The sequence below is a fragment of the Streptomyces sp. NPDC104313 genome (assembly GCF_055583985.1).
The window spans coordinates 48,612-73,197 of sequence record NZ_JBVJMW010000008.1; the positions used below are offsets into that span (position 1 = coordinate 48,612).

General features: G+C 71.5%; 16 protein-coding genes. 12 read left to right on the top strand and 4 right to left on the bottom strand.

The genetic code is table 11. The features are described 5' to 3' along the window. Window positions 1-50 precede the first annotated feature (50 nt). The 4 genes from ACZ60Q_RS19985 to ACZ60Q_RS20000 form a co-directional block, all read right to left on the bottom strand. Window positions 51-3,782 (bottom strand): ABC transporter ATP-binding protein, encoded by a 3,732-nt coding sequence (locus tag ACZ60Q_RS19985; protein WP_469636074.1) that lies wholly within the window; start codon window positions 3,780-3,782, stop codon window positions 51-53. Window positions 3,783-4,029: 247 nt separating this feature from the next. After that, window positions 4,030-5,712: a thiamine pyrophosphate-binding protein gene (locus ACZ60Q_RS19990; protein WP_469636077.1), complete on the bottom strand. Its 1,683-nt coding sequence runs from the start codon at window positions 5,710-5,712 to the stop codon at window positions 4,030-4,032. Continuing rightward, the gene (gene speB, locus ACZ60Q_RS19995) at window positions 5,709-6,695 is read right to left on the bottom strand and encodes an agmatinase (RefSeq protein WP_469636080.1); all 987 of its coding nucleotides are present in this window, start codon (window positions 6,693-6,695) and stop codon (window positions 5,709-5,711) included. Before speB ends, ACZ60Q_RS19990 begins: the two co-directional genes overlap by 4 nt. 204 nt (window positions 6,696-6,899) lie before the next feature. Then, window positions 6,900-8,399 (bottom strand): sodium:solute symporter family protein, encoded by a 1,500-nt coding sequence (locus ACZ60Q_RS20000; RefSeq protein ID WP_469636083.1) that lies wholly within the window; start codon window positions 8,397-8,399, stop codon window positions 6,900-6,902. A 104-nt stretch (window positions 8,400-8,503) separates the two neighbouring features. On the opposite strand from ACZ60Q_RS20000, the gene ACZ60Q_RS20005 reads away from it, so the two are divergent. The 12 genes from ACZ60Q_RS20005 (at window position 8,504) to ACZ60Q_RS20060 (ending at window position 24,515) form a co-directional block, all read left to right on the top strand. Beyond that, window positions 8,504-10,225 (top strand): PucR family transcriptional regulator, encoded by a 1,722-nt coding sequence (locus tag ACZ60Q_RS20005; RefSeq protein ID WP_469636086.1) that lies wholly within the window; start codon window positions 8,504-8,506, stop codon window positions 10,223-10,225. Between the two features lie 60 nt (window positions 10,226-10,285). After that, the gene (locus ACZ60Q_RS20010) at window positions 10,286-11,101 is read left to right on the top strand and encodes a GNAT family N-acetyltransferase (protein ID WP_469636089.1); all 816 of its coding nucleotides are present in this window, start codon (window positions 10,286-10,288) and stop codon (window positions 11,099-11,101) included. Between the two features lie 82 nt (window positions 11,102-11,183). Then, complete coding sequence (locus ACZ60Q_RS20015) at window positions 11,184-11,474, top strand: hypothetical protein (protein WP_469636092.1); 291 nt, start codon at window positions 11,184-11,186, stop codon at window positions 11,472-11,474. Window positions 11,475-11,647: 173 nt separating this feature from the next. Beyond that, window positions 11,648-12,991 carry a type VII secretion integral membrane protein EccD gene (gene eccD, locus ACZ60Q_RS20020; protein WP_469636095.1) on the top strand — a complete coding sequence of 448 codons (1,344 nt, stop codon included), beginning with the start codon at window positions 11,648-11,650 and terminating at the stop codon, window positions 12,989-12,991. 55 nt (window positions 12,992-13,046) lie between these two features. Beyond that, the gene (locus tag ACZ60Q_RS20025) at window positions 13,047-14,246 is read left to right on the top strand and encodes a MinD/ParA family ATP-binding protein (RefSeq protein WP_469636098.1); all 1,200 of its coding nucleotides are present in this window, start codon (window positions 13,047-13,049) and stop codon (window positions 14,244-14,246) included. Between the two features lie 67 nt (window positions 14,247-14,313). Further along, window positions 14,314-18,306: a type VII secretion protein EccCa gene (eccCa, locus tag ACZ60Q_RS20030; protein ID WP_469636100.1), complete on the top strand. Its 3,993-nt coding sequence runs from the start codon at window positions 14,314-14,316 to the stop codon at window positions 18,304-18,306. Window positions 18,307-18,382: 76 nt separating this feature from the next. After that, window positions 18,383-19,801, top strand: a complete 1,419-nt coding sequence (locus tag ACZ60Q_RS20035; RefSeq protein ID WP_469636103.1) for a DUF6177 family protein — start codon at window positions 18,383-18,385, stop codon at window positions 19,799-19,801. 137 nt (window positions 19,802-19,938) lie between these two features. After that, window positions 19,939-20,271 carry a hypothetical protein gene (locus ACZ60Q_RS20040; protein WP_469636105.1) on the top strand — a complete coding sequence of 111 codons (333 nt, stop codon included), beginning with the start codon at window positions 19,939-19,941 and terminating at the stop codon, window positions 20,269-20,271. A gap of 56 nt (window positions 20,272-20,327) precedes the next feature. Beyond that, a complete protein-coding gene (locus ACZ60Q_RS20045) occupies window positions 20,328-20,639 on the top strand; it encodes a pore-forming ESAT-6 family protein (RefSeq protein ID WP_469636109.1) in 312 nt (103 codons plus the stop codon). A gap of 77 nt (window positions 20,640-20,716) precedes the next feature. Then, window positions 20,717-21,163, top strand: coding sequence for a DUF6507 family protein (locus ACZ60Q_RS20050; protein ID WP_469636112.1), 447 nt, complete (start codon window positions 20,717-20,719; stop codon window positions 21,161-21,163). Further along, window positions 21,160-23,742: a hypothetical protein gene (locus tag ACZ60Q_RS20055; RefSeq protein ID WP_469636114.1), complete on the top strand. Its 2,583-nt coding sequence runs from the start codon at window positions 21,160-21,162 to the stop codon at window positions 23,740-23,742. Before ACZ60Q_RS20050 ends, ACZ60Q_RS20055 begins: the two co-directional genes overlap by 4 nt. Continuing rightward, complete coding sequence (locus ACZ60Q_RS20060; protein ID WP_469636116.1) at window positions 23,739-24,515, top strand: hypothetical protein; 777 nt, start codon at window positions 23,739-23,741, stop codon at window positions 24,513-24,515. The genes ACZ60Q_RS20055 and ACZ60Q_RS20060 overlap by 4 nt, the downstream gene beginning before the upstream one ends. Window positions 24,516-24,586 lie beyond the last annotated feature (71 nt).

The following is a 24,586-nucleotide window of genomic DNA, read 5'->3' on the forward strand; positions in this document are numbered from 1 at the left end:
TGGGCGGACCCGGCGGACTCGGCGGCCACCGGGGCAGCCCCGGTGGCCGCTCAGACGCCCGCCGGCTCGTCCTCCCCGATGCCCTCGCCGAGGAAGGTCCGCCACAGCCGGGCGTACTGCCCGCCCCGGGCGAGCAACTCGTCGTGTGTGCCGTCCTCGACGACGCGCCCGTGGTCCATGACCACGACGCGGTCGGCGCGGGCGGCGGTGGTCAGCCGGTGGGCCACCACCAGCGTGGTGCGGCGGCCGGCGAGGCGGTCGGTGGCCTGGTTGACCAGGGCCTCCGTGGCGAGGTCCAGGGCGGCGGTGGCCTCGTCCAGGAGCAGGATGTCCGGGTCGACGAGTTCGGCGCGGGCCAGCGCGATGAGCTGGCGCTGCCCGGCGGAGAGGTTACGGCCGCGCTCGGCGACCTCGTGGAGATAGCCGTCCTCCAGCGTGGCGATCATCTCGTGTGCGCCGACCGCGCGCGCGGCTGCCTCCACCCGGGCGTCGGTGGCGTCGGGCAGCCCGTAGGCGATGGCGTCGCGGACCGTGCCGGCGAAGAGGTACGCCTCCTGCGGGACGACGCCGAGGCGGTGCCGGTAGGCGGTCATGTCGAGGGTGCGCAGATCGGCTCCGTCGGCGGTGACGCGCCCACCCGTGGGGTCGTAGTACCGGGCGACGAGCTTGACGAGGGTCGACTTCCCGGCCCCCGTCTCCCCGACGAACGCCACCGTCTGGCCGGCCGGTATGCGCAGGTCGACACCGGTCAGGGCCTCCTCGTCCGAGCCGTACGCGAAGGTGACGTCCTCGAACGCGATCTCGCCGCGCAGCGAGAGCACGTCGAGCGGCTCGTCCGGGTCGGCGGTCGAGGTGGGTTCGCGCAGCAGCTCCTGGATGCGGCCGAGGGAGACGGTCGCCTGCTGATAGCCGTCGAAGACCTGGGAGAGCTGCTGGACGGGGGCGAAGAACAGTTCGATGTAGAGGAGGTAGGCGACCAGGGCTCCGGTGGTCAGCGTGCCGTTGTCGATCCGGCCCGCGCCGACGATTATCACGGCGGCGCCGGCGACGGAGGCCAGCAGCTGGACGAACGGGAAGTAGACGGAGATCAGCCACTGGCCGCGTACCCGGGCCTGGCGGTAGTGGTCGCTGCGCTCGGCGAAGCGGGCGGCCCCGTCGTGCTCGCGGCCGAAGGCCTGGACGATACGGAGGCCGGAGACGGACTCCTGGAGGTCGGCGTTGACGGCGCTGATCCGGGTCCGGGCCAGCTCGTACGCCTTGACGCTGCCGCGCCGGAAGAAGACGGTGCCGATGATCAGCACGGGCAGGGTGGCGAAGACGACCAGGGCGAGCTGGACGTCCAGGATCAGCAGCGCGACCATGATGCCGAAGAAGGTGACCACGGAGACGAACGCGGTGACGAGCCCGGTCTGGAGGAACGTGGCGAGCGCGTCCACGTCCGTCGTCATCCGGGTCATGATCCGGCCGGTCAGTTCCCGCTCGTAGTAGTCGAGGCCGAGGCGCTGGAGCTGGGCGAAGATCTTCAGGCGGAGCGAGTAGAGGACCCGCTCGCCGGTCCGGCCGGTCATCCGGATCTCGCCGGTCTGGGCCACCCACTGGACGAGCACGGCGATCAACGCGATCGCGGAGGCCGCCCACACCGCGCCGGTCGAGAGCTGGGAGACGCCCTCGTCGATGCCGTGCCGGATCAGGACCGGCAGCAGCAGGCCCATGCCGGCGTCGACGGCGACGAGCCCGAGGCTGATGAGCAGGACCGGGCCGAAGCCGCGCAGCAGCCGGCGCAGCCCGTAGGAGTCCTCGGCCCGCACGGCGGCGGCCTCGTCGACCTCGGGGGTGTCGGTGGCGGGTGGCAGGGCCTCGACCTGGGCGAGCAGCTCGGGCGTCGCGGGCATGCCCGCGACGGCGGTGTCCCGCTCCTCCTCCTCGCGGATCCACAGCGCGGGGGTGATGCCGCGCTCCGCGTCGAACTCGGCGTCCAGCTCCTCCTGGAGGGCGCGGTCGCCCTCGGGGTCCGTCGCGGTGCGCGGCGGCCGGTGGCCGGGCGAGGTGCCGCCGAGCTCGTCGGGGTCGGTGAGCAGGCGGCGGTAGAGCGGGGAGGTGCGCTCCAGCTCCTCGTGGGTGCCGATCGCGGCGAGCTTCCCGCCGTCCAGGACGGCGATGCGGTCGGCGAGCTGGAGGGTGGAGCGGCGGTGGGCGATGAGCAGGGTGGTGCGTCCCGCCATCACCTGCCTCAGGGCCTGGTGGATCTCGTGCTCGACCCGGGCGTCGACGGCGGAGGTCGCGTCGTCGAGGAGGAGGAGCCTGGGGTCGGTGAGGATGGCGCGGGCGAGGGCCACGCGTTGGCGCTGGCCTCCGGAGAGGGTGAGCCCGTGCTCGCCGACGGCTGTGTCGTAACCCTTCGGCAGTTCGGCGATGAACCGGTCGGCCTGGGCGGCGCGGGCGGCCTGTTCGATCTGTTCCCGGGTGGCGTCGGGGTGGCCGTAGGCGATGTTGGCGCGGATGGTGTCGGAGAAGAGGAAGCTGTCCTCGGGGACGAGCCCGATGGCGGAGCGCAGGGACGCCTGGGTGAGCTCGCGGACGTCGTGGCCGCCGATGAGGACGGCCCCGTGGGACACGTCGTAGAAGCGGGGCAGCAGGAGCGAGACGGTGGACTTGCCGCTGCCGGACGCACCGACGACGGCGACGGTCTCGCCGGGTTCGACGGTGAGCGAGAACCCGTCGAGGACCGGGCGCTCGTCGTCGTACCCGAACCGTACGTCGTCGAACTCGATCCCGGCCGGGGCGTCGGCGGGCAGCTCCTTGGTGCCGTCCCGCATGGAGGGCTCGGTGTCGATGAGCTCCAGGACGCGTTCCACACCGGCCCGGGCCTGCTGGCCGACGGTGAGGACCATGGCGAGCATCCGGACCGGGCCGACGAGCTGGGCGAGGTAGGTGGAGAAGGCGACGAACGTGCCCAGCGTGATCTCGCCCCGGGTGGCCAGCCAGCCGCCGAGGGCGAGCATGGCGACCTGGCCGAGCGCGGGCACGGCCTGGAGGGCGGGGGTGTAACGGGAGTTCAGGCGGATGGTGCGCAGCCGCCCGGCGAACAGCCGGCGCCCGACCTCGCGGAGCTTGCCGGTCTCCTGGTCCTCCTGGCCGAAGCCCTTGACGACCCGGACTCCGGAGACGGCCCCGTCGACGACTCCGGCGACGGCGGCGGCCTGGCTCTGGGCGTACCAGGTGGCGGGGAAGAGACGGGTGCGGGAGCGGCGGGCGATGAACCAGAGGGCGGGGGCGACGGCGAGGGCCACCAGGGTCAGGGGCAGCGAGAGCCACGCCATGATCACCAGGGAGATGAGGAAGAGCAGCACGTTCCCGATGGTCATCGGGAGCATGAACAGCAGCCCCTGGATCAGCTGGAGGTCGCTGGTGGCACGGCCGACGACCTGCCCGGTGGACAGCTCGTCCTGACGCTTCCCGTCGAGCCGGGTGATCGTCGTGTACATGTCCGTACGCAGGTCGTGCTGGACGTCCAGGGCGAGCCGGCCGCCGTAGTACCGGCGGATGTAGGTGGCTATGTAGACGAGGACCGCCGCGCCTATGAGCAGTCCGGTCCAGAGCTCGAGGGAGCGGGTGTGGTCGGTGACCACGTCGTCGATGATCACCTTGGTGATGAGCGGCACGAGGGCCATGACGGCCATTCCGGCGAGCGACGAGCCGAGGGCGAGCACGACGTTGCGCCGGTACCGCCACGCGTACCCGGTCAGCCGCCGGCCCCACCCCTGTCGCTCTGCGCCCGTCACGCGTTGCCTCCCGTTTCGGCCTTCTCCCCGGCCTGTCCGCTGATCCAGCTGATCCACCCGTGATCCACCTGTGATCCAGCCGTTCCACCTGGGCTACCGGAAGGCACCAACGCCCGGGGCCGCGGATTTCATCCCACCGCAACAAAAGGGGGGCGGGAAACGGGGCCGGTGGCCGGGGGGCGTGCGGGCCGGTATCCGGCCGCCGCCACCAACCGGGACCAGGGGCCCGCCGCCACGGACGCGCGGCCTACAGGTGCGTCGACTCGAACATCCGCAGCAGCGCCGGCAGCACGACGACGGACGGCCCCGGGGCAGCCAGCGCCTTGCCCAGATCCCCGGCGAGGGACTCCGGTGTCGTACGGACGGCGGGGACGCCGAAGGACTCGGCGAGCGCGACGAAGTCCGGGCGGGACAGCTCGGTGGCGGTGGCCTCGCCGAAGGTTCCCGTCATGTACTCGCGCAGGATGCCGTAGCCGCCGTCGTCGACGATCAGCCAGGTCAGCGGCAGATCGTACTGGCGGGCGGTGGCCAGCTCCGCGATGGAGTACATCGCGCCGCCGTCGCCGGAGACCGCGAGCACGGGCTTCGTCGGGTCGGCGGCCGCCGCGCCGATGGCCGCCGGGAAGCCGTAGCCGAGGCCGCCCGCGCCCTGGGCGGAGTGCATGGTGTTGGGGCGGCGGGCGTCGAACGCGGACCAGGCCCAGTACGCCAGGATCGTCATGTCCCAGAAGCTGGGCGCGGCGTCGGGCAGTGCCTCGCGGACGGCTGCGAGGACCCGCTGCTCCAGGGTGAGGCCCTGGGCCTCGATCCGGACCCGTACCTTCTCCAGCACCGTGGCCACCCGCTCGGCGGCACCGGCGTCCTCGCGCCGCTCGACGGTCTCCAGGAGGTCGGCCAGGGCCTCGCGGGCGTCGGAGTGGATGCCGAGCGCGGGGTGGTTGGACTCCAGCTTCCCGGCGTCCGCCTCGATCTGGATCACCCGGCCGCGCGGGCGGAAGGTGTGGTAGTTCGAGGAGAGTTCGCCGAGCCCCGAGCCGACGACGAGCAGGACGTCCGCGTCCTCCAGGAAGTCGGTGGTGTGCCGGTCCTCCAGCCAGGAGCGGAGCGAGAGCGGGTGCTCCCAGGGGAAGGCGCCCTTGCCCCCGAAGGTGGTGACGACAGGGGCGTCGAGCTTCTCGGCCAGCGCGCGCAGCTTGCCGGAGGCGTCGGAGCGTACGACTCCGCCGCCCGCGATGATCACGGGCCGCTCGGCGTTCGACAGCAGGTGCGCGGCGGCGATCGTCAGCTCGGGGCGCGGATACAGCTCGCGCGGGGTGGCGTCCATGGCGCTGACGACCGGCAGGACCGTCTCGGTCAGCAGCACGTCCTGCGGGATCTCCACCCAGACCGGCCCGTGCGGGGCGGTCAGCGCGGACTCCCAGGCGGCGGCGATCGCGGAGGGAATCTGCGAGGCGGACCGCACGGTGTGGACGGACTTCACGATGTCGCGGACGGAGGCCTGCTGGTCGCGCAGCTCGTGGAGGTAGCCGTGGCGCCCGCCGCCGAGCCCGGCCGTGGGGATCTGGCTGGAGATGGCGAGGACGGGCGCGGAGGCGGCGGCGGCCTCCTGGAGCGCGGCGAGCGAGGTGAGCGCGCCGGGTCCGGTCGAGAGCAGGAGCGGGGCCACCTCGCCGGTGATCCGGCCGTACGCGTCGGCGGCGAAGCCCGCGTTGTTCTCGACGCGGAGTCCGACGTACGAGAGGGAGGAGCGGCGCAGCGCGTCGAACATGCCGAGCGCGTGCTGGCCGGGCAGCCCGAAGACGGTGGTCGCGCCGAGCCCCTGCAGGGACTCGACGACGAGGTCGCCGCCGTTGCGGCCGGCCGGCGGGGTCAGGACTGCCGCGGCCTGGGCGGCGGTGAGCCGCGGCCGGTCGTCGTGGTCGTGGCTCACTTGGCTGCGGCCTCCTTCGTCTCCTTCGCCGCGGCGATCTGGCGGGACATGATCGTCGTCAGCTCGTACGCGGCGTGCGAGGCGGCCACGGAGGTGATCTCGGCGTGGTCGTAGGCGGGGGCGACCTCCACCAGGTCGGCGGAGACCAGGTGGCAGGAGGAGAGCCCGCGCAGGATCTCCAGCAGCTCGCGGGAGGTGAGGCCGCCGGCCTCGGGGGTGCCGGTGCCGGGGGCGTGCGCCGGGTCCAGGACGTCGATGTCGATGGAGATGTACAGCGGCCGGTCCCCGATGCGCCGGCGCAGCTGGTCGGCGATCTCGTCGACGCCGCGCCGCATGACGTCGGCGGAGGTGACGATGCCGAAGCCCATCTTCTCGTCGTCGGTCAGGTCCTGCTTGCCGTACAGCGGGCCCCGGGTGCCGACGTGGGAGAGGGCGGAGGTGTCGAGGATGCCCTCCTCGACGGCCCGGCGGAACGGGGTGCCGTGGGTGTACTCGGCACCGAAGTAGGTGTCCCAGGTGTCCAGGTGTGCGTCGAAGTGGAGCAGGGCGACGGGCCCGTGCTTCTTGGCGACGGAGCGCAGGAGGGGCAGGGCGATGGTGTGGTCGCCGCCGAGCGTCATCAGGCGTGCGCCGGTGCCCAGCAGGTCGTCGGCCGCGGCCTCGATGGTCTCGACGGCCTCGTTGATGTCGAACGGGTTCGCCGCGATGTCCCCGGCGTCGGCGACCTGCGCGAGGGCGAACGGGGAGGCGTCCTGCGCCGGGTTGTACGGGCGCAGCAGCCGGGACGCCTCACGGATCGCGTTGCCGCCGAAGCGGGCGCCGGGCCGGTAGGAGACCCCGGTGTCGAAGGGCACGCCGACCACGGCGACGTCGGTACGGCCGACCTCGTCGAGCCGGGGCAGCCGGGCGAACGTCGCGGGCCCGGCGTACCGCGGGACGCGGGAGGAGTCGATGGGGCCGCGCGGCGATTCGGTGCTGCTCATGGGGGTGTGCCTCTCCTTCGGTTTCGTACGGTGTCAAGTGTGCGGGGTCCGACGGACAACCTCGGCCCGCCGGGCCACGTCCGGCCCGTGGGGCGACCCGTCCGGCGATTGAGGACGTCTTCGGCCTCGACCGGCCAACCCCAGCCCGTCCGGCGATTGAGGACGTCTTTGAGGTCGCCCCGGTCCGGCAACAGGGTTCCGTCCTCAAGCGCCGGACGGGCTGGGGGCGGCCGACGGGGCCCCGGCGGCGGCATCCGCATCCGCGTCCGGGCCACCGCGCCCCGCCAACCGCTCGCGCCAAGCGGCAAGCACCGCCGCGTCCGTCGGCGGCGTGGCCAGCGAGACGACGACGTACACGGCCAGCGACGCCAGCAGCCCGTAGTAGATCGGCTGGTTGGCGAGGATCCCGTAGCGCGCCATCAGCCCGATCACCGCGACACCACCCACGCACACCGCCGACAGCGCCCCGGCCGCCGTGCCGCGCCGCCACAGCAGCCCGCCGATGATCGGCACGAGCAGCCCGCCGACCAGCAGGTTGTAGGCGACGGTCAGCGCCTCGACCACGTCGTTCAGCGCGATGGCGATGAGGATGACGCCGATGCCCATGATCAGGATGAAGATCCGGTTGCCCTTGACCTCGTCGTGCGGCTCCTCGCCGCCCCCGCCCCGGCCGACGACGCCCCGCAGCCGGGACCAGATGTCGTTGTTGGCCACCGTCGCGCAGGCGATCAGCGCGCCGGAGGAGGTCGACATCACGGCGGCCAGCGCGGCGGCGAGCACCAGCCCGCGCACGCCGACCGGCAGCTCGTCCTTGACGATCGTCGCGAAGGCGGCGTCCGAGCTCGCCAGGTTCGGGTACATCACCTTGGCGGCGGTGCCGATGACGGCCCCGGCGATGGCGTAGACGAGACAGTACGTACCGGCGACCGTGCCGCCCCAGCGGGCCGTCGTGTCGCTGCGCGCGGTGAACACGCGCTGCCAGATGTCCTGCCCGATGAGCATGCCGAACGTGTAGATCAGCACATACGTGAAGATCGTCTCGCCGCCGATGCCGAGCGGGTCGAAGTACTCGGTCGGCAGTTGGGCCTTCATCTCGCTGAAGCCGCCCGCCTTGACGACGGCGATCGGCAGCAGGAGCAGCAGCACCCCGATGGTCTTGACGACGAACTGGACCATGTCGGTGAGCGTGATCGACCACATGCCGCCGAGCGTCGAGTACGCGACGACGATCGCGCCGCCGAGGACGATCGAGACGGTGCGGTCCACGTCGAAGAGGACGTCGAAGATGGTGGCGTACGCGATGGTCGAGGTGACCGCGAGCATCAGGGTGTACGCCCACATCACGACGCCCGAGATGACCCCGGCCCGGCCGCCGTAGCGCAGGTCGAGCATCTCGGAGACGGTGTAGACCTTCAGCCGGGCGATCCGCGCGGAGAAGAAGACCGACAGCGCGAGCAGGCCGAGTCCGATGGTGAAGACCATCCAGGCGCCGGAGAGACCGTACTGGTAGCCGAGGCCGACGCCGCCGATGGTGGACGCGCCGCCGAGGACGATCGCGGCCATGGTGCCGGAGTACATGCCCGGCCCGAGTCGGCGGCCCGCGACCAGGAACTCGCTCTTCGACTTGGCGCGGCGCATGCCCCACCAGCCCATGGCGAGCATGCCGGCCAGGTAGACGACGATCACGGCGTAGTCGACAGCCATGGGCTTCCCTCCGTCTCGCGCAGACAGTTGTCCGTGCGAGGAAGACGGTAGGTGGCCGAAAGCCGACGCTGAAGTGTACGTTTCCTCCATTCTCGTCGCACCGAATGGAGGAACTGTCCATGCCGAGCTCTTCCGGGGGCACCCCGCAGACGACTCCGCCGGCCGGCCCGCCGACCCCGCCCGTCCCGCTGGCGGAGCTCCTGGCGCGCGAGGAGCTGGGGCTGCGCCGGATCGCGGGCCCGGCCGACGCCGATCTGCTCTGGGTGCACACCTCGGAGATGGCCGACCCGTATCCGTATCTGCTCGGCGGCGAACTGCTGCTGAGCGCGGGCGTGCTGCTGAGCGACCCGGACCACTACGTCGGCCGGCTGGTGGCGGCGGGGGCGGCGGCGCTGGGGTTCGGGGTGCGCCCGGTGCACGAGACGGTGCCCCGGGCGCTGATCGAGGCGTGCGACCGCCACGGACTGCCGCTGCTGGAGGTGCCGCCCGAGACCCCGTTCACCACGATCGCGCGGGCGGTGTGGCGGCTGATGGCCGAGGCGCGCCACCGCGAGCTGCGCCGGGTGACCCGCGCCCAGCAGGCGCTGGCGACTGCGGCGGCCCGCCCCGACCCCGTGCCGGCGGTCCTGCACCAGCTCGCGACGCAGCTGGGCGGCCGGGCGGTCCTGCTGACGGCGCGGGGCGAGGAGGTCCACGCGGCGGGCCACCGCCCGGGGCCGGAGGCGGCGGGGGCCCTGACACGGCTGGCCCGGGTGGTCGCCCGCGAACGCCCCGGCTCCCCGTCGTCGGCGACCGACGCCCACGGCGGTACCCACCTGTCCGCGTACGCGCTGGGCGGCGGCGAGGGCCTGGTCCTGGCGCTGGCGACCCGGCGGCGGGGATCCGGCGACCACACGGTGGCGGGCATCGCGGTGGTCCTCCTCTCCCTCCTGGCCGCCCCTCACCAGGGCGCGGACGCGGCGGGTCGTTCGGCGGCCCTGGTCCGCATGCTCCTGGGCGCCTCCCCCGCCGAGGTGGCGCCGCTCCTCGGCACCACCGGCACGACCCACACCACCGGCACCACCGGCACCACCGGCACCACCCACACCACCGGCACCACCGGCACTACCGGCACCACCGGCACCACCGGCACGACCGGCACCACCGGCACCACCGGCACCACCGGCACCACCGGCACGACCGGCACGACCGGCACGACCGGCACCTGGACAGTGATCCACGCCCGCCGCACGGACGGCGCCCCGGCGGACGCCCTGACGGCCGGGGCCCTGGGCGCGTCACTGGGCACGGCCCTGGTCGACGCGGGGCGCGGGGGCGGCGAGGCGGTCCGGCTGCTGCTGGGCGACGGGGAGGGGGCGGCGGCGGGCGGGGAGCCGCTGAACGACGATCCCGCGGGGACGGGTTCACGACCCCGGTCCGCCCGACTCACCCCGCAGCCCGGCTGGACGCTCGGCGCGTCCGCCCCCACCCCCATCACCGCGCTCGACGCCGCCGACACCCTGGCGGCCCGCGCCCTGGCGCACGCGCAGGCGACCCGCGCCCCGTTGACGGTGGATACCCCCACGGGTGGCCTCGCCGCGCTGATCCCGCCCGAGCAGGCGGCCGCCCACGCCCGCGTCCTCCTCGCCCCGCTCACCGAGCCGCTGGCCGGCACCCTGCGCTGCTGGCTCTCCCTCCACGGCAGTTGGGACCGTACGGCGGTGGCCCTCGGCGTCCACCGCAACACCGTCCGCCAACGCATCGGGCGGTGCGGGGAGTTGCTGGGGGCGGACCTGGATGACATGGACATACGGGCGGAGTTGTGGTTCGCGCTGCGGCAGACCTGACCGCTCGCCCGGACGCAATCGCCCGCGCACCTCCGCGGCATGCTGGCTAGTCTCCCGCCCATGACCTCACTCACGCGGCACCGCCTGTCCCCTGCCGAGACCGGTCCGGCGCTGCGCGCGCTGTGCGCGTGGACCCCGTCGGACATCCCGGGCGGCGGCCTCCATCCGGGGGACGTCGGCTGGTATCTGCGGCTGGACGACGCGACGGTCCACCTCTGGACCGAGGCAGGGGCCGACACCGCGTCGCCGTTGGCGGTGGGCTTCCTCGACGGCCCCGTACTGCGGGTGACCGCCGCCCCCGGCGCCGACCTCGGGGCGCTCGCGGCGGACGCCGAGAAGCTGCTCGTACCCGGCAACGACTGGTCCGACGGCCTGCCCGTGCCCGGCTGGGAGCCGGACCCGCAAGAGCCCTGGCTCGTCCTGTCCTGGACCCCGGAGCCGGTGTCGAGCCGTGCGGTGGAGGTGGACGAGTCCGACGCGACCGACCTGGTGCTGGTGCAGCGATCCGCCTTCGAGGGCTCGACGTTCACCCTCGAACGGCGGCACGCGATGCGGCGGTCACCGGCCGGCCACCTGGCTCTGGAAACCCTCGTCCGCACCCCCGCCGGGGACCCCGCCGCCGCCGCGACCGGCTGGTTCGCCGGCGTGGGCAGGTGCGGACTGCTCGAACCGGTCGGCACACACCCGGACCACCGCGGACACGGCTACGGTCGCGACGCCGTACGGGGCGCGTGCGCGGCACTCGCCGACCGGGGCGCGAGCGCGGTGGCCGTTCTGACGCCCGCCGCGAACGAGGCGGCGGCGGCGCTCTACAGATCGGCCGGATTCACCCTCGTACGCGAGAGCCACGACTGGACGCGCCCCGGCCCGGTGTGAACACCGCTCCCCTCATGTCCCGGCCCCTGGTGTGTACTCCACGACCGCCCCTCGGTATGTTGCAGTGGCAAAGGGGGATCGTGTGGCACGGGATTACGACAGTCAGCTGCTGGAATCGGTGGGGGTACGCCGCCGCAGGATGCGAGACGCCCTGCTCTTCGGCTCGGGGCGCGCACGGCGCACCGCCGACGAACGGCTCGGGAAGGTATTCGCGGGCGTCGCCATCACCGCCGTGCTCTGCGCCGGGTGCGTCGGCTGGTCCTTCCTCCAGCACACGCTGGACAAACAGAAGGCCGAGCAGGAGAAACCGCAGAGGCAGGCGCAGCGGTACGAACCGTCGGCGCATTCCTCCGGCCCGGAGAAAGGCCCCTGATCAACACCGCCCGAGAACCGACGAGGCGGCCGGATATTCGCCGGGCGCACACATGGCGCGGGCGAGATTTCGCCGAACTCGGAAATGCGCCAACCACACCATGCGCTATGCCTCATTGGCCCGATATTTCGGAACATCACGATGATAGGTTTCCGTAAGTGGTGAGCACAGCGATGACGTCCCGATCAGAACTGAGCCGAGTGACCCTGGTCGGTGAGCGGCGCCGGGCCGACATCGTGCTGCCATCGGACACACCTATCGGTCAACTCCTTCCGGACATACTGCAGTTGCTGGATGACCGGGCGGCTTCACGGCCGCTGACCCGGCAGTTGATCACCTCCGACGGCTCGGCCCTGCCGCACGACAGCACTCTCACCTCGGCCGGCATCAGCGACGGTGCCGTGCTACGCCTGGTCAGGACCCACGCGGCGCCGCCCGCCCCGGTGGTCCACGACGTCACGGACCAGGTGGCCGACAGCCTCGGCCTAGGGGCCTGGCGCTGGCGTCCGGCCGCTCGAAGGGTCACCGCCGGGGCGTCGACCGTGGCCTTCGCCGTGATCGCCGCCCTGTTGGCCCGGCGCGAGTTCCCGCTCGACACCCTGGCCGTCGCGCTGGCGGTCGCCACCGCCGTCCTTCTGGTGGGCGGCGCACTGTGCGCCCGGATCGGAACGGGCAACCGCGGCCTGGCGACCGCCCTGCTGTTCGTCTCGGGCGGGCTCGGCGTTCTCACGGCCTGGACCGCCGCCGACGCGTACGACTGGTCGGGCCCGGCCCGGCTCGCCGCGGTGGCGACGGCCCTGGCCCTGGCCCTGCTGCTGCTCGGGTTCTTCTCGCCGCTCGGCCGCGGCGGCCTGATCGGCGCCGGCGCCACCGCCGCCGTCACCGCGGTGTGGGAGGCCGTCGCCGCCGTCGAGCCGGATCCGGCCCGGCTGGGCGCCGTGATGGCGGTGTTCTCCGTGGTGCTGCTCGGCATGCTGCCCCGGCTCGCGCTGATGGCGTCGGGCCTCACCGCGCTCGACGACCGGCGATCGGGCGGGGCATCGGTCAGCCGCCACGACGTGGCCGACGCCCTGGCCGCCACACACCGCGGTCTCGCCCTCGCCACCGTGGTCACCGCGGCTTCGGCGACGGCTGCGGGCTGGCTCCTCACCCTGGCCGCGCGGCCGACCGTGTGGACGGTGCTCCTGCCCTCGCTGGTGGCGGTGGTGCTGCTGTCGAGGGCTCGTGCGTTTCCCCTGGTGGCCGAGGTGGTGGCCCTGTTCGCCGCCTCAGCGGTCCTTCTCGTACGCCTGGTGATGCTGTGGATGGAGCAGGCGTCCGGGGGTGCGGGGCCCGTCGTCGTGCTCGGCGTGGCGGCGCTGCTGCCGCTGCTCGCCCTGGCGGTGGAGCCTCCCGAGCATGTACGGGTACGGCTGCGGCGCACCGCCGATCTGGTCGAGTCCATCGGCATGGTGGGGCTGTTCCCGCTCGCCATCGGCGTGTTCGGCATCTACGGCCAGTTGCTCGACAAGTTCTGACATTCATGCGCGGGCGGCTCCGGTCGGGGCATCGGAGCGGAGGAGAAGGGCAGACATGCCGAACGCGGACAACTGGCAGGGTGATGTGCTGCGCGATCTGAGGGGAACGCCGCCTTCGCAGCACGCGCAGGGCCGCGGTGCGGCGCAGGACCAGCATCCGGCACGGGAACAGGAGCAGCCTCCGCGACCGCAGCAGCAACCGCCGCCGGAGCGTACGGATGCCGGTGCGGGTACGGGTACGCGGGCGCCGGGCCCGAACTCCCCCGCGTCCCCCGCCGCGTCGATCGCCCCCTCTCCCACCGCTCCCCCGGCACCCGCGCAACGGCCCGCCCGCTCCCCCGAGTCACGGCCCGTGATCGACAGCGCGCTGTCCGGTACGGCACGCCGCCCCCGGCAGGGTGAGCCGGCCGCCGCGCGGATCTCGCGCGCGGTCCGCCGGATCGTCTCCTCGTCGGCGGCCCGCGAGGTCGCCGAGATCACCCGCACCGCCGAGCGGATCCAGCAGCCGGTGACGACCGGCCGGCAGATCGCCGTCACCTCCATCCGGGGCGGTGCGGGCAAGACGACGGTGGCCGCCCTGCTCGGCACGGCGTACGCGCACTACCGCCAGGACCCGGTCCTCCTCGTGGAGGCCGATCCGGCGCTCGGGTCGCTGCCCCTGCGTCTCGGAGCGAAGTCGCTGCGCTGGACGACGGCCGATCTGGCGGACATCGTGGAGCCGCAGATGTCGCTGCTCGACGTCACCGGCTATCTCGTGCAACTCCCCGACAACGCCTGGCTGCTGCCCGGCAGCCAGGGCCGGATCGGGGCGATGCTGGACACGACGGCGTACGAGCGGGTCATGGTCGCTCTCCGCCGCTACTTCGGGGTGACCGTCGTCGACTGCGAGACACTGCCCGCCGAGGTCGCCCGGGTCGCGCTTTCCGCCGCCCAGGCCCGGGTACTGGCCGCCCCCGCCACACTGGACGGCATCACCAGCACGTACGCGGTCCTCCAGTGGATGCAGGGGCTGCCGCGCCACCTGATCGCCGGGACCGTGGTGGCGCTCACCAGCACGACGTCCCGCCCCGGGATCGATGTGGAGGCCGCCGCCGAGAAGCTCCGGTCCACCGGCGCGACCGTCCACGTGCTGCCCCACGACCGCCATCTGGCGGCAGGTGGAGCGCTCCGCACCGAACTGCTCGCCCGGCCGACGAGGCTGGCCGCCACCCGGCTCGCCGCCGAGGTCTTCCAGCTCTCCCAGAAGCGCCGGTGACCGAGATGCGGACGCCCGCGACACCGACCACGAACCACGAGCCCACCGCGAACGCCGGACCACGCCGATGAGCACCCGTCTGATCCACCGCCCCGCCCGGACCACCCGACCACCGGCCGCGCCCGCGCCCCGCACCATCGAGGCCCCGCCCAACCTCCCCGAGGGGAAGGCGGGCAACATAGCGATGTCGCTGCTGCCGGTCGCCGGGGTCATGTCGTCCGTCGTGATGATGACGGTCGTCCGCAACAGCCAGTTCGCCGCCCTCGGCGCGATCATCCTCGTGGTCACCGTCATCGGCTCCGTGGCGCTGCTCTTCTCGCAGCGGGGCAAGGCCCAGCGCACCCGCCGCACCCAGCGCGAGGCGTATCTCGCCTACGTGGAGGACCTGCGGGAGGAGCTCTCGGGCGAGGAGCGCGAACGGCGTGAGCGCGCCGATGTCCTGAACCCCCCGCCGTACGCCCTGTACGACATCGTGCGCGACCCCGCGCGCCTCTGGGAACGGCGCAGGGTCGACGACGACTTCCTGCGGGTGCGGGTCGGCACCGGAGAGATGCCCGTACGGGATCTGGGGATCGCCGAGCCTGGTTCGACGGTCCTCACACCGCCCGACCTGTTCATGCTCAACGAGGCCTCGGCGCTGGTGAACCGGTTCCGCAACGGCACCGAACTGCCGCTCACCGTCCCGCTGGACCGGATCGGCAACATCAGTGTGATCGGCCCCCGCGAGGACTGCCTGCGGGTGGCCCGCACCCTGCTGGTCCAGACGGCCGCCCTGCACGCCCCCGACGACGTGGCGATCGCCGTCGCGGCGCCGGGGGACCGCATGGCCGACTGGGAGTGGGCCAAGTGGCTGCCGCACCTGCTCGACACCGAGCAGTTCGACGGGCCGGTCGCCGCCCGCCGCATCGCCCCCTCCGCCCCGCAGCTCGCCCGGCAGATCGGGGCGGAGCTGCGCCGCCGCGCCTCGTACGCGGCCGAGGTCCGCCGGGGACTGGCCGGCCGTGACGCGCTGTCCATGAACTCCCGGCTGCTCGTCGTCACCGACGGGCACGGCGAGGACGCCGTGGACCTGCCGCGCCCGGACGACGCCGTCGGTCTGCGCGAGATGGGCGTCACCGTGCTGCATCTGCTGGAACAGCGGGTGCAGGAGCCCGGACACGTCAGCGTGCGGATCACGGTCGACGGCGCGGACGTCAGCATCGAGGACCTGCGGACGCCGGAGCCCGTGGAGGCGCACGGCACGGTGGACGAGGCGGGCCTCCCGTTCGCCGAGGGTCTGGCCCGGATGCTCGCGCCGCTGCGGCTGTCCGCCGAGTCCCTGGTCGACGCCCCGCTCTCCGGGCCGGTGGAGTTCGCGGCGATGCTCGGCATCGACGACGTGGCCCGCCTCGACCTGGAGCGGCTGTGGGCGCCGCGCGGCGAACGCGCCTTCCTGCGCGTCCCGATCGGCGTCAGCGACGCCCACGAGCCGGTGCTGCTGGACCTCAAGGAGTCCTCGGAGCTGGGGATGGGCCCGCACGGTCTGTGCGTGGGTGCGACGGGCTCGGGCAAGTCGGAGCTGCTGCGCACCCTGGTCCTCGCCCTGGTGGCCACCCATCCGCCGGAGGACCTGGCGCTGGTGCTGGTCGACTACAAGGGCGGGGCGACGTTCGCACCGTTCGCGGACCTGCCGCACGTGGCCGGGGTCATCACCAACCTGGAGAACCAGGCAGGGCTCGTCGAGCGGGTCCACTCCTCCCTCGCCGGCGAGGTCAAGCGCCGGCAGCAGGCCCTCAAGGACGCGGGGAACGTCGCGGACATCGGGGACTACGCGGCTCTGCGCGCCGAGAAGCGGCCGGACCTGGACCCGCTGCCGCACCTGTTCGTGGTGATCGACGAGTTCGGCGAACTGCTCACCGCGAAGCCGGACTTCATCGACCTGTTCCTCTCCATCGGGCGGATCGGCCGCTCCATCGGCGTGCATCTGCTGCTCTCCAGCCAGCGCATCGAGGGCGGCAAGCTCAAGGGTCTGGACACCTATCTCTCCTACCGTCTCGGCCTGCGGACCTTCTCCGCCGACGAGTCCCGGACCGTCCTGGACACGACGGACGCCTTCCATCTGCCTCCGCTGCCCGGTTTCGGCTATCTGAAGGTCGACACGAGCCACTACGCCCGATTCAAGGCGGGCTATGTGTCGGGCGGGTATCGCGGTCCGGTCCGCAGCACCACCGAGGAGGAGAGCGGCCCGCTGGCGCTGCCCTACGAGGCGTTCAACACCCTGGCCGGACCGGACGAGACACGGCGGTCCGCGGAGCCGGCGTCCCGCCGCCGCGAGACGGGCCCGACCGAACTCGGCGTCATGGTCGACCAGTTGACCGGATCGGCACCGCCCGTTCGGAGTATCTGGCTGCCGCCGCTGCCCACGGCCACCACGCTGGACACCGTCGCCGGTCCGCTGGACATCGGACCGCGCGGGATGCGGCTGACCGGAGCGGTCACGGAAGGGCCCCGGAGGCCTCTGCGCGTACCCGTCGGCCTGCTCGACGACCCGGCCAAGCAGTGGCAGGGGCAGTGGCTCCTGGACCTCACGACGGCGGGCGGCCACGCGGCGGTGATCGGCGGGCCCCAGTCGGGCAAGACGACGCTGCTGCGCACGCTCGTCCTCTCCCTCGCGCTCACCCACACCCCGCGCGAGATCGGCGTCTACGGACTCGACCTGGTCGGCGGCGGCCTCCAGGCGCTGGCGGGTTTGCCGCACGTCGGCGGCGTCGCGGGCCGCGCCGACCGGGAACGGGCGGCCCGCACCGTGGAGGAGGTCCGCACGATGCTCGCGCTGCGCGAGGACCTCTTCCGCGAGCACGGCATCGACTCGGTCGAGCAAATGCGCACCCTGCACGCGGCCGGCCGGCTGCCCGAGCTGTCCTCGGCCGAGATCCTCCTCGTCATCGACGGATTCGGCGCACTGCGCGACGACTTCGACGAGCTGGACGACGCGATCACCGACATCCTCAAACGCGGCGGCGGTTACGGCATCCACGTCGTCGCGGGCATGCTGCGCTGGAACGACGTACGCATCGCCACCCAGTCCAACTTCGGCACCCGCGTCGAACTGCGCCTCAACGACCCCGGCGAGTCCAGCATCGACCGCAAACTCGCCGAGACCCTGTCGCCCGACGAGCCCGGACGGGTCCTCACCGACGGAAAGCTCTTTGCCCAGGTGGCGCTCCCCCGTACGGACGGGGTCGCCGACACGGCGGACCTCGGTACGGTCCTGGAGCGTGCGACGCGTACGGTCCGGGCCACCTGGAGTGGTGAAGTGGCCCAGCCCGTACGTGTGTTGCCGCAGATTCTGGAGCCGCACTCGCTGCCGGGGCCGGCGGCCGAGCCCATCCTCGTACCGATCGGGCTCGACCAGTCGGCGCTCGCGCCCGTAGTGCTCGACCTGTTCCGGCACGATCAGCACCTGCTGGTCCTGGGGGACAGCGAATGCGGCAAGACGAACCTGCTGCGGACCGTCGCGCACGGCCTCATCGACCGTTACGGCGAGGACGAGCTGGTGTTCGCCGTGATGGACCCTCGGCGCTCACTGCGCGGTGTGGTGCCGGAGGAGTTCAACGGAGGGTACGCATACAACTCGAAGCTGTGTGCCGTACTTTCGGCGGGCATCGCCACCGAACTGGAGAAGCGGCTGCCCGACGAGAACGCCCGTCTGGAGGACCTGGAGCCCGGCAACTGGGGCACGGGCCCGCGCATCGTCGTCCTCGTCGACGACTACGACGTCCTCACGACCGCCGGACAGTCCCCGCTGTCGGCCTTCCTTCCCTACATCCCCTCGGCGGTCGACATCGGCCTCCACTTCGTCCTGACGCGCCGGGTCGCCGGCGCCTCACGGGGCATGTACGAGCCGCTGGTGCAGGGTCTTCGGGAGTCGGGGGCCTCGGCGCTCCTGATGGCGGGCGACCGCAGCGAGGGCCAGTTGTTCCCTGGCGTGTACGCCTCCCAGCAGGCTCCCGGACGAGGCGTGTTCGTCCGCCGGGGGCAGCCGAACCGCCTGATCCAGACGGTGTACGCGCCGAGGTGAGAACCCGCGCCGCGGAACAGCGCCGGCCGCCCGAGCACGCCCACCGCCGAACGACGAAGGACTGGACGAGCACTCCATGACCAAGGACGTCATCGCTCTCACCCCTCGTATGCCCGAACCGTGGGCCGTCCTGGCAGGCCTGCTCTCGGGCGGCCCGGACAAGCTGGTGGGCACGCGGGGTGAGGGCGCGGTGATCCAGCTCTGCGACGCGCAGGGCCGCCCGCTCGTCTCCGTGGAGGCGCCCCTGCTGGTCTCCGTCGAGGGCGAGGCCGAGCGGCTGCTCGGGACCACGGCCCCGCCGGTCCCGTACTGGTGGACGGAGGCCCGCGCCACCACGGGCGTCGCGGAGGCGGAACAGCTCGCGGGCACCTTCGCGACCCGGCTCGCCGCGTTGGTGGGCGGGTCGGCCTGGCCGCCGGACGCCGCCGGCTCGCTCGCCGTGGTGAAGACCGACGGTGTGAGCGTCGCACCGGAACCCGCCGCCGCACAGCTGGCCATCGACGTGCTCACCGGCAAGGTCGCGGTCGTCATCCAGGACCGCCCGGTGGTGGCGATGACCGCCTGGCTGTCCGACGCCTTCCGGGCGGCGGCGGAGGCGGGTCTCGGCCTCCAGATCGTCAGCCCGGCGGGCACCACGCTCTCCCCCGCCGTACGGAACGCGCTGGGCGGTTGGCCGTCCCGCTGGATCGTCCAGGACGAACGGGACGGCTACTACGACGGCCTGACCGGAGCCGTACTGCGCTGGCAGGACGGCGCCTTCGACCCGATGCTCTCCCCCGACGCCACCAAGGACGACCCACGCACCCCGGTCGCGGCCTCCTACCAGGAGGTCCACGACACCGGCGAACGCCAACTGGGCCTGACCTTCAAGATGGTGCACCCGGCGGATGAGCGGCTGGTGCTGGGCGGCGGTCTGGAGACGGTGTGGCGGGAGCTGACGGGCGAACCGCCGGCCGGCTGGGGCACATCGGAACCCGCGACGCTTCCCTGGTCCCCGGGCCGGCTGACCGACGTCGCGTCCGAACGGGCGCCGGAACCCACGTGGTTCGTCGTGGTCGGGAACCGCTCGCGACCGAGCATCGCGACCGTGCACATCACGCGGACGAAGGCGGGCGTGGAGGAGGAGGTCACCCTCGCCTTCGGCTACGGCGCCGACGAGGAACCTCCGCTGGGCGCTCTGCCCGCGGTGGCCGAGGCGCTCGCCACCCGCCACCGCCTCCAGTCGATGCTCGTACAACTTCGCAAAGCGCGCCGCGATATGGCCGTACCGCCGCGCTTCGAGGGCCCGGGGGTCCCGCTGGCGTTCGTGCTGGGCGCGGAGGAGGTCCGCGCGATGCCCGGAGACCGGGCCCGGCGCACCCCGCTGGCCGAACAGCCGGTGCGGCTCGGCCCGAGGACGAGGCCGGCGCTGTACTACCCGCTGCCGGGAAACCCGTCGGATCTGGCGGGGTGGCAGGACTTCGAGAGGCTGATGCGGCACCTCAAAGGGGTCTAGAGGCTCCGCGGGCGGGAATCTGGCTGATTGCGGATTGCAGTAGCGATGCCGGCGTTGATAGACAGAGAGGTGGGCGCGCGTACGCGCGCACATGGTCGTTCGATGCGTTCGAGGCGTTCGAGGTAACGGGGGATGTCATGAAGTTCGACATGGGGGCGTCGGTCCTGTCGAGGCTGCTGTCGGATTCGCAGGGTGCGAGTACGGATCTGGGGACCCTGATCCAGCAGTTGATCGCGGCGGCGGAGCCGTTGGAGGGGAAGTTCAACGGAGCGGGGAAGGTCGCGTTCGACGATTTCAAGATGCGTTCGGACGAGATCACGAAGGCGTTGAACGCGTCGTTGTCGGGGATCCTGGGCGGTCAGTCGGGGATGGACGCGGCGTTCGGCTCGGGTGACCAGGAGCAGGACGAGAACGCGAAGTCGCAGATGGCGTCGGCGAATTTCGACGCGGCGCGTTTCGGCGGCCGGTGACGCCGGTGACGGTGAACAGTTCGTACAGGTTGTGTCTGACGGGGAGTTGAGAACTGATGGCGGGCAGCACGGACCGGCGTTCGTACGACACGGGTGCTTCGACAGAGGTACAGGCCGCGCTTCAGGTGGTGATCGGCCGGCTGGAGCAGGTGATCACGGCGCGGGACACGCAGGTGAAGGCGGCGATGAACGACTTCGCGGCCGATGGTGTGGCGGATGAGTACCACGGCAAGGAACTGCGGTGGAACGCGACGTCGCAGGAGGTACGGAACATCATCCGGCTGCTGCGGACGACGTTGGAGAAGAACGACGGCACGGCCGCACAGACACTGGCGCGGGCGAAGGCCGCGGTCGACGGCATCGGCTGACCGCCGGCGTGGTTCATGTCGTCGCCCACCGTGCGGGGTGGGCGGCTTGGCTCTGTGGTGCGTACGGGGGATACGGGATGACCGGGTGGGATATCAAGCCGCAAGGCGTGCAAGGCCAGTTGAAGGTGGTCGGCGGGCACGCCGGTGAGCTGGAGCAGGCACTCAACGCGCTGATGAAGGACCTGATGGAGGCCGCGCAGGCGGCGGGGACCGCGGTGCCGGGCGGCATGAAGGCAGGCTCACCGATGGGTCCCGTGGCTCCGGGCCAACAGCTCAGCCCGGTCGCGGCGAGTGCGGTCGCGCCGACCGCGACGGGTCCGGTGGCAGCGGCTCTGGGTGAGTACGTCACCGCACGGCAGGCCCAGCTGAAGTCGATGTCGGAGCGGATCCAGGCCGCGGTGCTGGGTGCGGCGACAGCGACGAACGAGTACGTGGAGGGCGACCTCGACACGGCGAAGCAGGCGCAGGACGCGGCGAAGGCGGTCCGTCTGGACCTGCTGAAGGAACTGCGGGGCACTAAGTGAGCGACGCCGAGCCGGTCGACCCGTACGGAGTGCCGGTGTTCACCGGTGATCTCGCGGTGCTGGACACGAAGGTGACCGCCCTGACCAAGGACGCCGCGAAGATCGCGACGGCCACGGGCGACATCCACAGCAGCTTCGGCGGACTGCAGGCCTTCTACAGGGCACCGGAGGCGGATCAGCTGTTCGCGACGACGAAACCGGTCGCGGACCGCGGGGCGGCGCTGAAGTCCGACCTCGCGGTTGTCACCGGCGCCCTTGGCGCCTATGCGGACGACGCGCAGCCGCTGGTCACGAAGCTGGAGCGGCTCAGGCAGGAGGCTTCGACCTTCCTGGACAAGGCGAACGCGGACGAGACGTGGCGCGAGGACGGCGATCTGGTCGAGGAGAACAACCGCCGCCGCGACGAGATCGCCGAGACCTGGACCGCGTTCCAGGCGGTGGAGCGCGCCTGCTACAACAGGATCATCTCCATGGTGCCCGGCGGCACACCGCTCAAGACGGATGACGGGTCGGGCGGGAAGGGCATGTACGGCTACGACGCCGAAGCCCTGAAACAGGCCAAGGGTCTGCCCTGGGGCGACCCGGTCAAGGAGTCGACCCGGTGGTTCCAGTTCTACGAGCATGTCTGGGACTTCGGCAAGGGCTTCGTCGTGGACGGTGTCTGGGGCACGGTCAAGGGCCTGGGGACGCTCTTCGGCACCGAGGGCTGGGACGCCGCGAAGCAGGCCTGGACCGGCCTCGGGAACCTCACCACCGGCGTCATCCTCACCGTCGCTGCCCCGCACGTCCTGTGGCTCACTCCGGAGGAGAAGCTGCCGGGCTTCGCCCGGGACGCGCGCAACGCGATGAAGGAGACCGGCAAGGCACTGATCGCCTACGACCAGTGGGGCGAGAACCCGGCCCGCGCGGGCGGTGCCGTCACCTTCAACGTCCTGACCACGGTCTTCACCGGCGGCACCGGAGGTGCGGTCACCGGTGCGGGCAAGGCGGCGGTGGCGGCCAAGGCCCTGTCGTTCGCGAACAGGGCGGGCCGCTTCGCCGACCCCACCACGTACCTCTTCAAGGGCGCGGGCGCGGGCCTGACGAAGATCGGCGACGTCATGGCCGGCCTGAAGGAATCGGGCCGCGTCGAGATCCCCACGCTGCCGCCCGGTACCGTCACCCTGCCGGACGGTGCGTTCAAACTCGCCGACGGCACCCTGCACCTGCCCGAGGGTACGGCGATCCCGGACAACGCTTTCGAGATCCCGAGGAACTCGGTCAGGCTGCCCGACGGGGCGGAGATCCCCGCCGGAGCGGTCGACCTCGGCGACGGCGTGGTCCACCTCCCCGAAGGCGTGACCCCGCCGGGGGGCTCCCTACCGGTCCAGGAAGGCGCCCTCAAACTCCCCGAAGGCACCACCGCCCTGCCCGAAGGCACCCTCAAAGACGTGAACGCCCAGGGCGAGGTCGTGCACGTCGACCGTCAAGGCAACATCCTCGGCGAGGACGGCACCCTCCTACAGCACCACACCGGTGCCACCAAGGAGAACCCGACCGACGACGCTTCTGTCAGGACGGACGCGAACACCCCCCTGCCCCGCACCCCGGCCGAACAATCGGCCCTGATCGGCGCGGGCGCACGCGGCAGCGGCGACACGGTCCGCCTGGGCTCGGACCTGGGCGACGCGGGCCGGATCGGCGACGACCTCGGCCGGGCGGGCAACGACACATCGGTCTCGAACAGAGCACCGGGCGGCACCGCGAACAACCTGCCGACCAACAGCGTGGACAACGGCACGCCTGGTACTGGTCCGCGAGGCGGCCAGAGCGACCATCTCCAGGCGAACAGCCTGGATGGGGGCAAACCCACGGACGCCCCGACGGCCAGCGGCGGTCACAGCGCCGACGCCAAAGGCACGTCCGGTCATGGAGACGGTCATGAGCCACCGCCACTTGGGGGTAATTCCGAGGTGAGGCCGGACGGTGCCCGATATGTCGAGGAGCCTACCGCCGAGCACACAGCAGCGGCAGAGTTCTACGACCGAGTGCGAGCTGACCCCGGTTCCCTGGACATCACGCGCATCTCCGAGAACACCGGCGTGAGCAAGGATGTACTGGACCGCGTCAGAACGCATTTCTTCCTCACCGAGCACGTGGTGTCTGATGCTCCGGGCACTGCGCGCAAGGCATATTTTACGCCCCGTGAAGATATTGCCGCTATCCTCGAAACTGCAAGTCAACGCAGCTTGGATCCAGCGGAAGTTGTCAAGTTTGAAAGGTTCATCGCTCATGAATATATTGAGAGCCACCTGATGGAGGCAGGTATGCCCTACTTGCGCGATTATCCGGACGCGTGGGAAAGTTTCTCCAATGATGGTGGTAAGACGGTTGATTATTACCATGTTTGGCCCCGGGATGCGTTCGACGCGGGCGCCCATGATCTTTCCTTGAATGAAGGTTCGGGCGGGTTCGGCCATTGGCGCTCATTGGGCATGGATGCTTCGCGGGTCGAGGTGGCGCCCCAACTGGCAAATATTGACGACGTCGTTGCGGCCCTCAAACGGGAGCTGCGATCCAAGGGGGTTGATCTGAAGTGACTGACGGGCAAGGCGAACAGACGGCATCCAAAGTGATGGAGCGTCTCCGCTCAGCGGAATGGGATGGCGATTGGGGTGACGTTTTCGGGAAATCGATTTCGCGGCGACTATTGATGCGCGAATACCTGAGGCGATCCGCCTTGTGGGCCCAGACGTACTCCGCCGAGAGTGTCTGGCCATTCTTCGATATCACAGAGTATATGGATCCAGAATTTAAACTTTCGCCCGGCACGGCGCACGAATTGGAGGAATTTCTTCGCGCACGAATGAGCGGGGACGTCAAAGTAACCTGCCGTGGCGCTGTACGCCTTGCGGAACTACGTTTGCATAACCCTGCAATCGGGGCTGACAATCTCCCTGACCTCTATGAGCCGCTGATTCGCCTGTATGAGCGAGGCGGCGAGTTCATGACAGACAATGCCGGAGCCCTGGATCTGACAGGTGTCTCGTTTCGCCCCGGAAGCTTGCAGGGCAATGCGAGCAACACCCCAGTTGTCGCGCTCCACGGCGCCGTACTCGACGCTCTGGACATTGAAGGGCGCGTCACATTTTACGCCTCTGATAGTGATCGAGGGCCCGTTTTCAGGCGTCTTTTGCCGCAGGAAGGCGTGCAGCGCGATGAGGTATTCAGTGGGCACCTGGGATGGCAGCCGACGGCCCAACTGTCCGCCTCGGAAGGGGATGCCGACTGCGTCCGCATCTACGACCAGGATGCTGCCAGGATTATCGAGGAGGCCATATTTGGCGTACCTCGATCCGCGGACCAGGAGTGAACCACGTCTGACCAGTTAAGAAGAAAATCCCTGATTCCGTCGTCGAGGCCATGGAATAGTCTCGCTTCGAG

What these genes read in the sequence shown, in the direction of transcription:
- ACZ60Q_RS20010 (WP_469636089.1), top strand. Translation starts at nt 10,286, where the DNA reads ATGACCTCACTCACGCGGCACCGCCTGTCCCCTGCCGAGACCGGTCCG.
- ACZ60Q_RS20005 (WP_469636086.1), top strand. Translation starts at nt 8,504, where the DNA reads ATGGAGGAACTGTCCATGCCGAGCTCTTCCGGGGGCACCCCGCAGACG.
- ACZ60Q_RS20045 (WP_469636109.1), top strand. Translation starts at nt 20,328, where the DNA reads ATGGCGGGCAGCACGGACCGGCGTTCGTACGACACGGGTGCTTCGACA.
- ACZ60Q_RS20035 (WP_469636103.1), top strand. Translation starts at nt 18,383, where the DNA reads ATGACCAAGGACGTCATCGCTCTCACCCCTCGTATGCCCGAACCGTGG.
- ACZ60Q_RS20025 (WP_469636098.1), top strand. Translation starts at nt 13,047, where the DNA reads ATGCCGAACGCGGACAACTGGCAGGGTGATGTGCTGCGCGATCTGAGG.
- ACZ60Q_RS20050 (WP_469636112.1), top strand. Translation starts at nt 20,717, where the DNA reads ATGACCGGGTGGGATATCAAGCCGCAAGGCGTGCAAGGCCAGTTGAAG.
- eccCa (WP_469636100.1), top strand. Translation starts at nt 14,314, where the DNA reads ATGAGCACCCGTCTGATCCACCGCCCCGCCCGGACCACCCGACCACCG.
- ACZ60Q_RS20040 (WP_469636105.1), top strand. Translation starts at nt 19,939, where the DNA reads ATGAAGTTCGACATGGGGGCGTCGGTCCTGTCGAGGCTGCTGTCGGAT.
- speB (WP_469636080.1), bottom strand. Translation starts at nt 6,695, where the DNA reads ATGAGCAGCACCGAATCGCCGCGCGGCCCCATCGACTCCTCCCGCGTC.
- ACZ60Q_RS20000 (WP_469636083.1), bottom strand. Translation starts at nt 8,399, where the DNA reads ATGGCTGTCGACTACGCCGTGATCGTCGTCTACCTGGCCGGCATGCTC.
- eccD (WP_469636095.1), top strand. Translation starts at nt 11,648, where the DNA reads ATGACGTCCCGATCAGAACTGAGCCGAGTGACCCTGGTCGGTGAGCGG.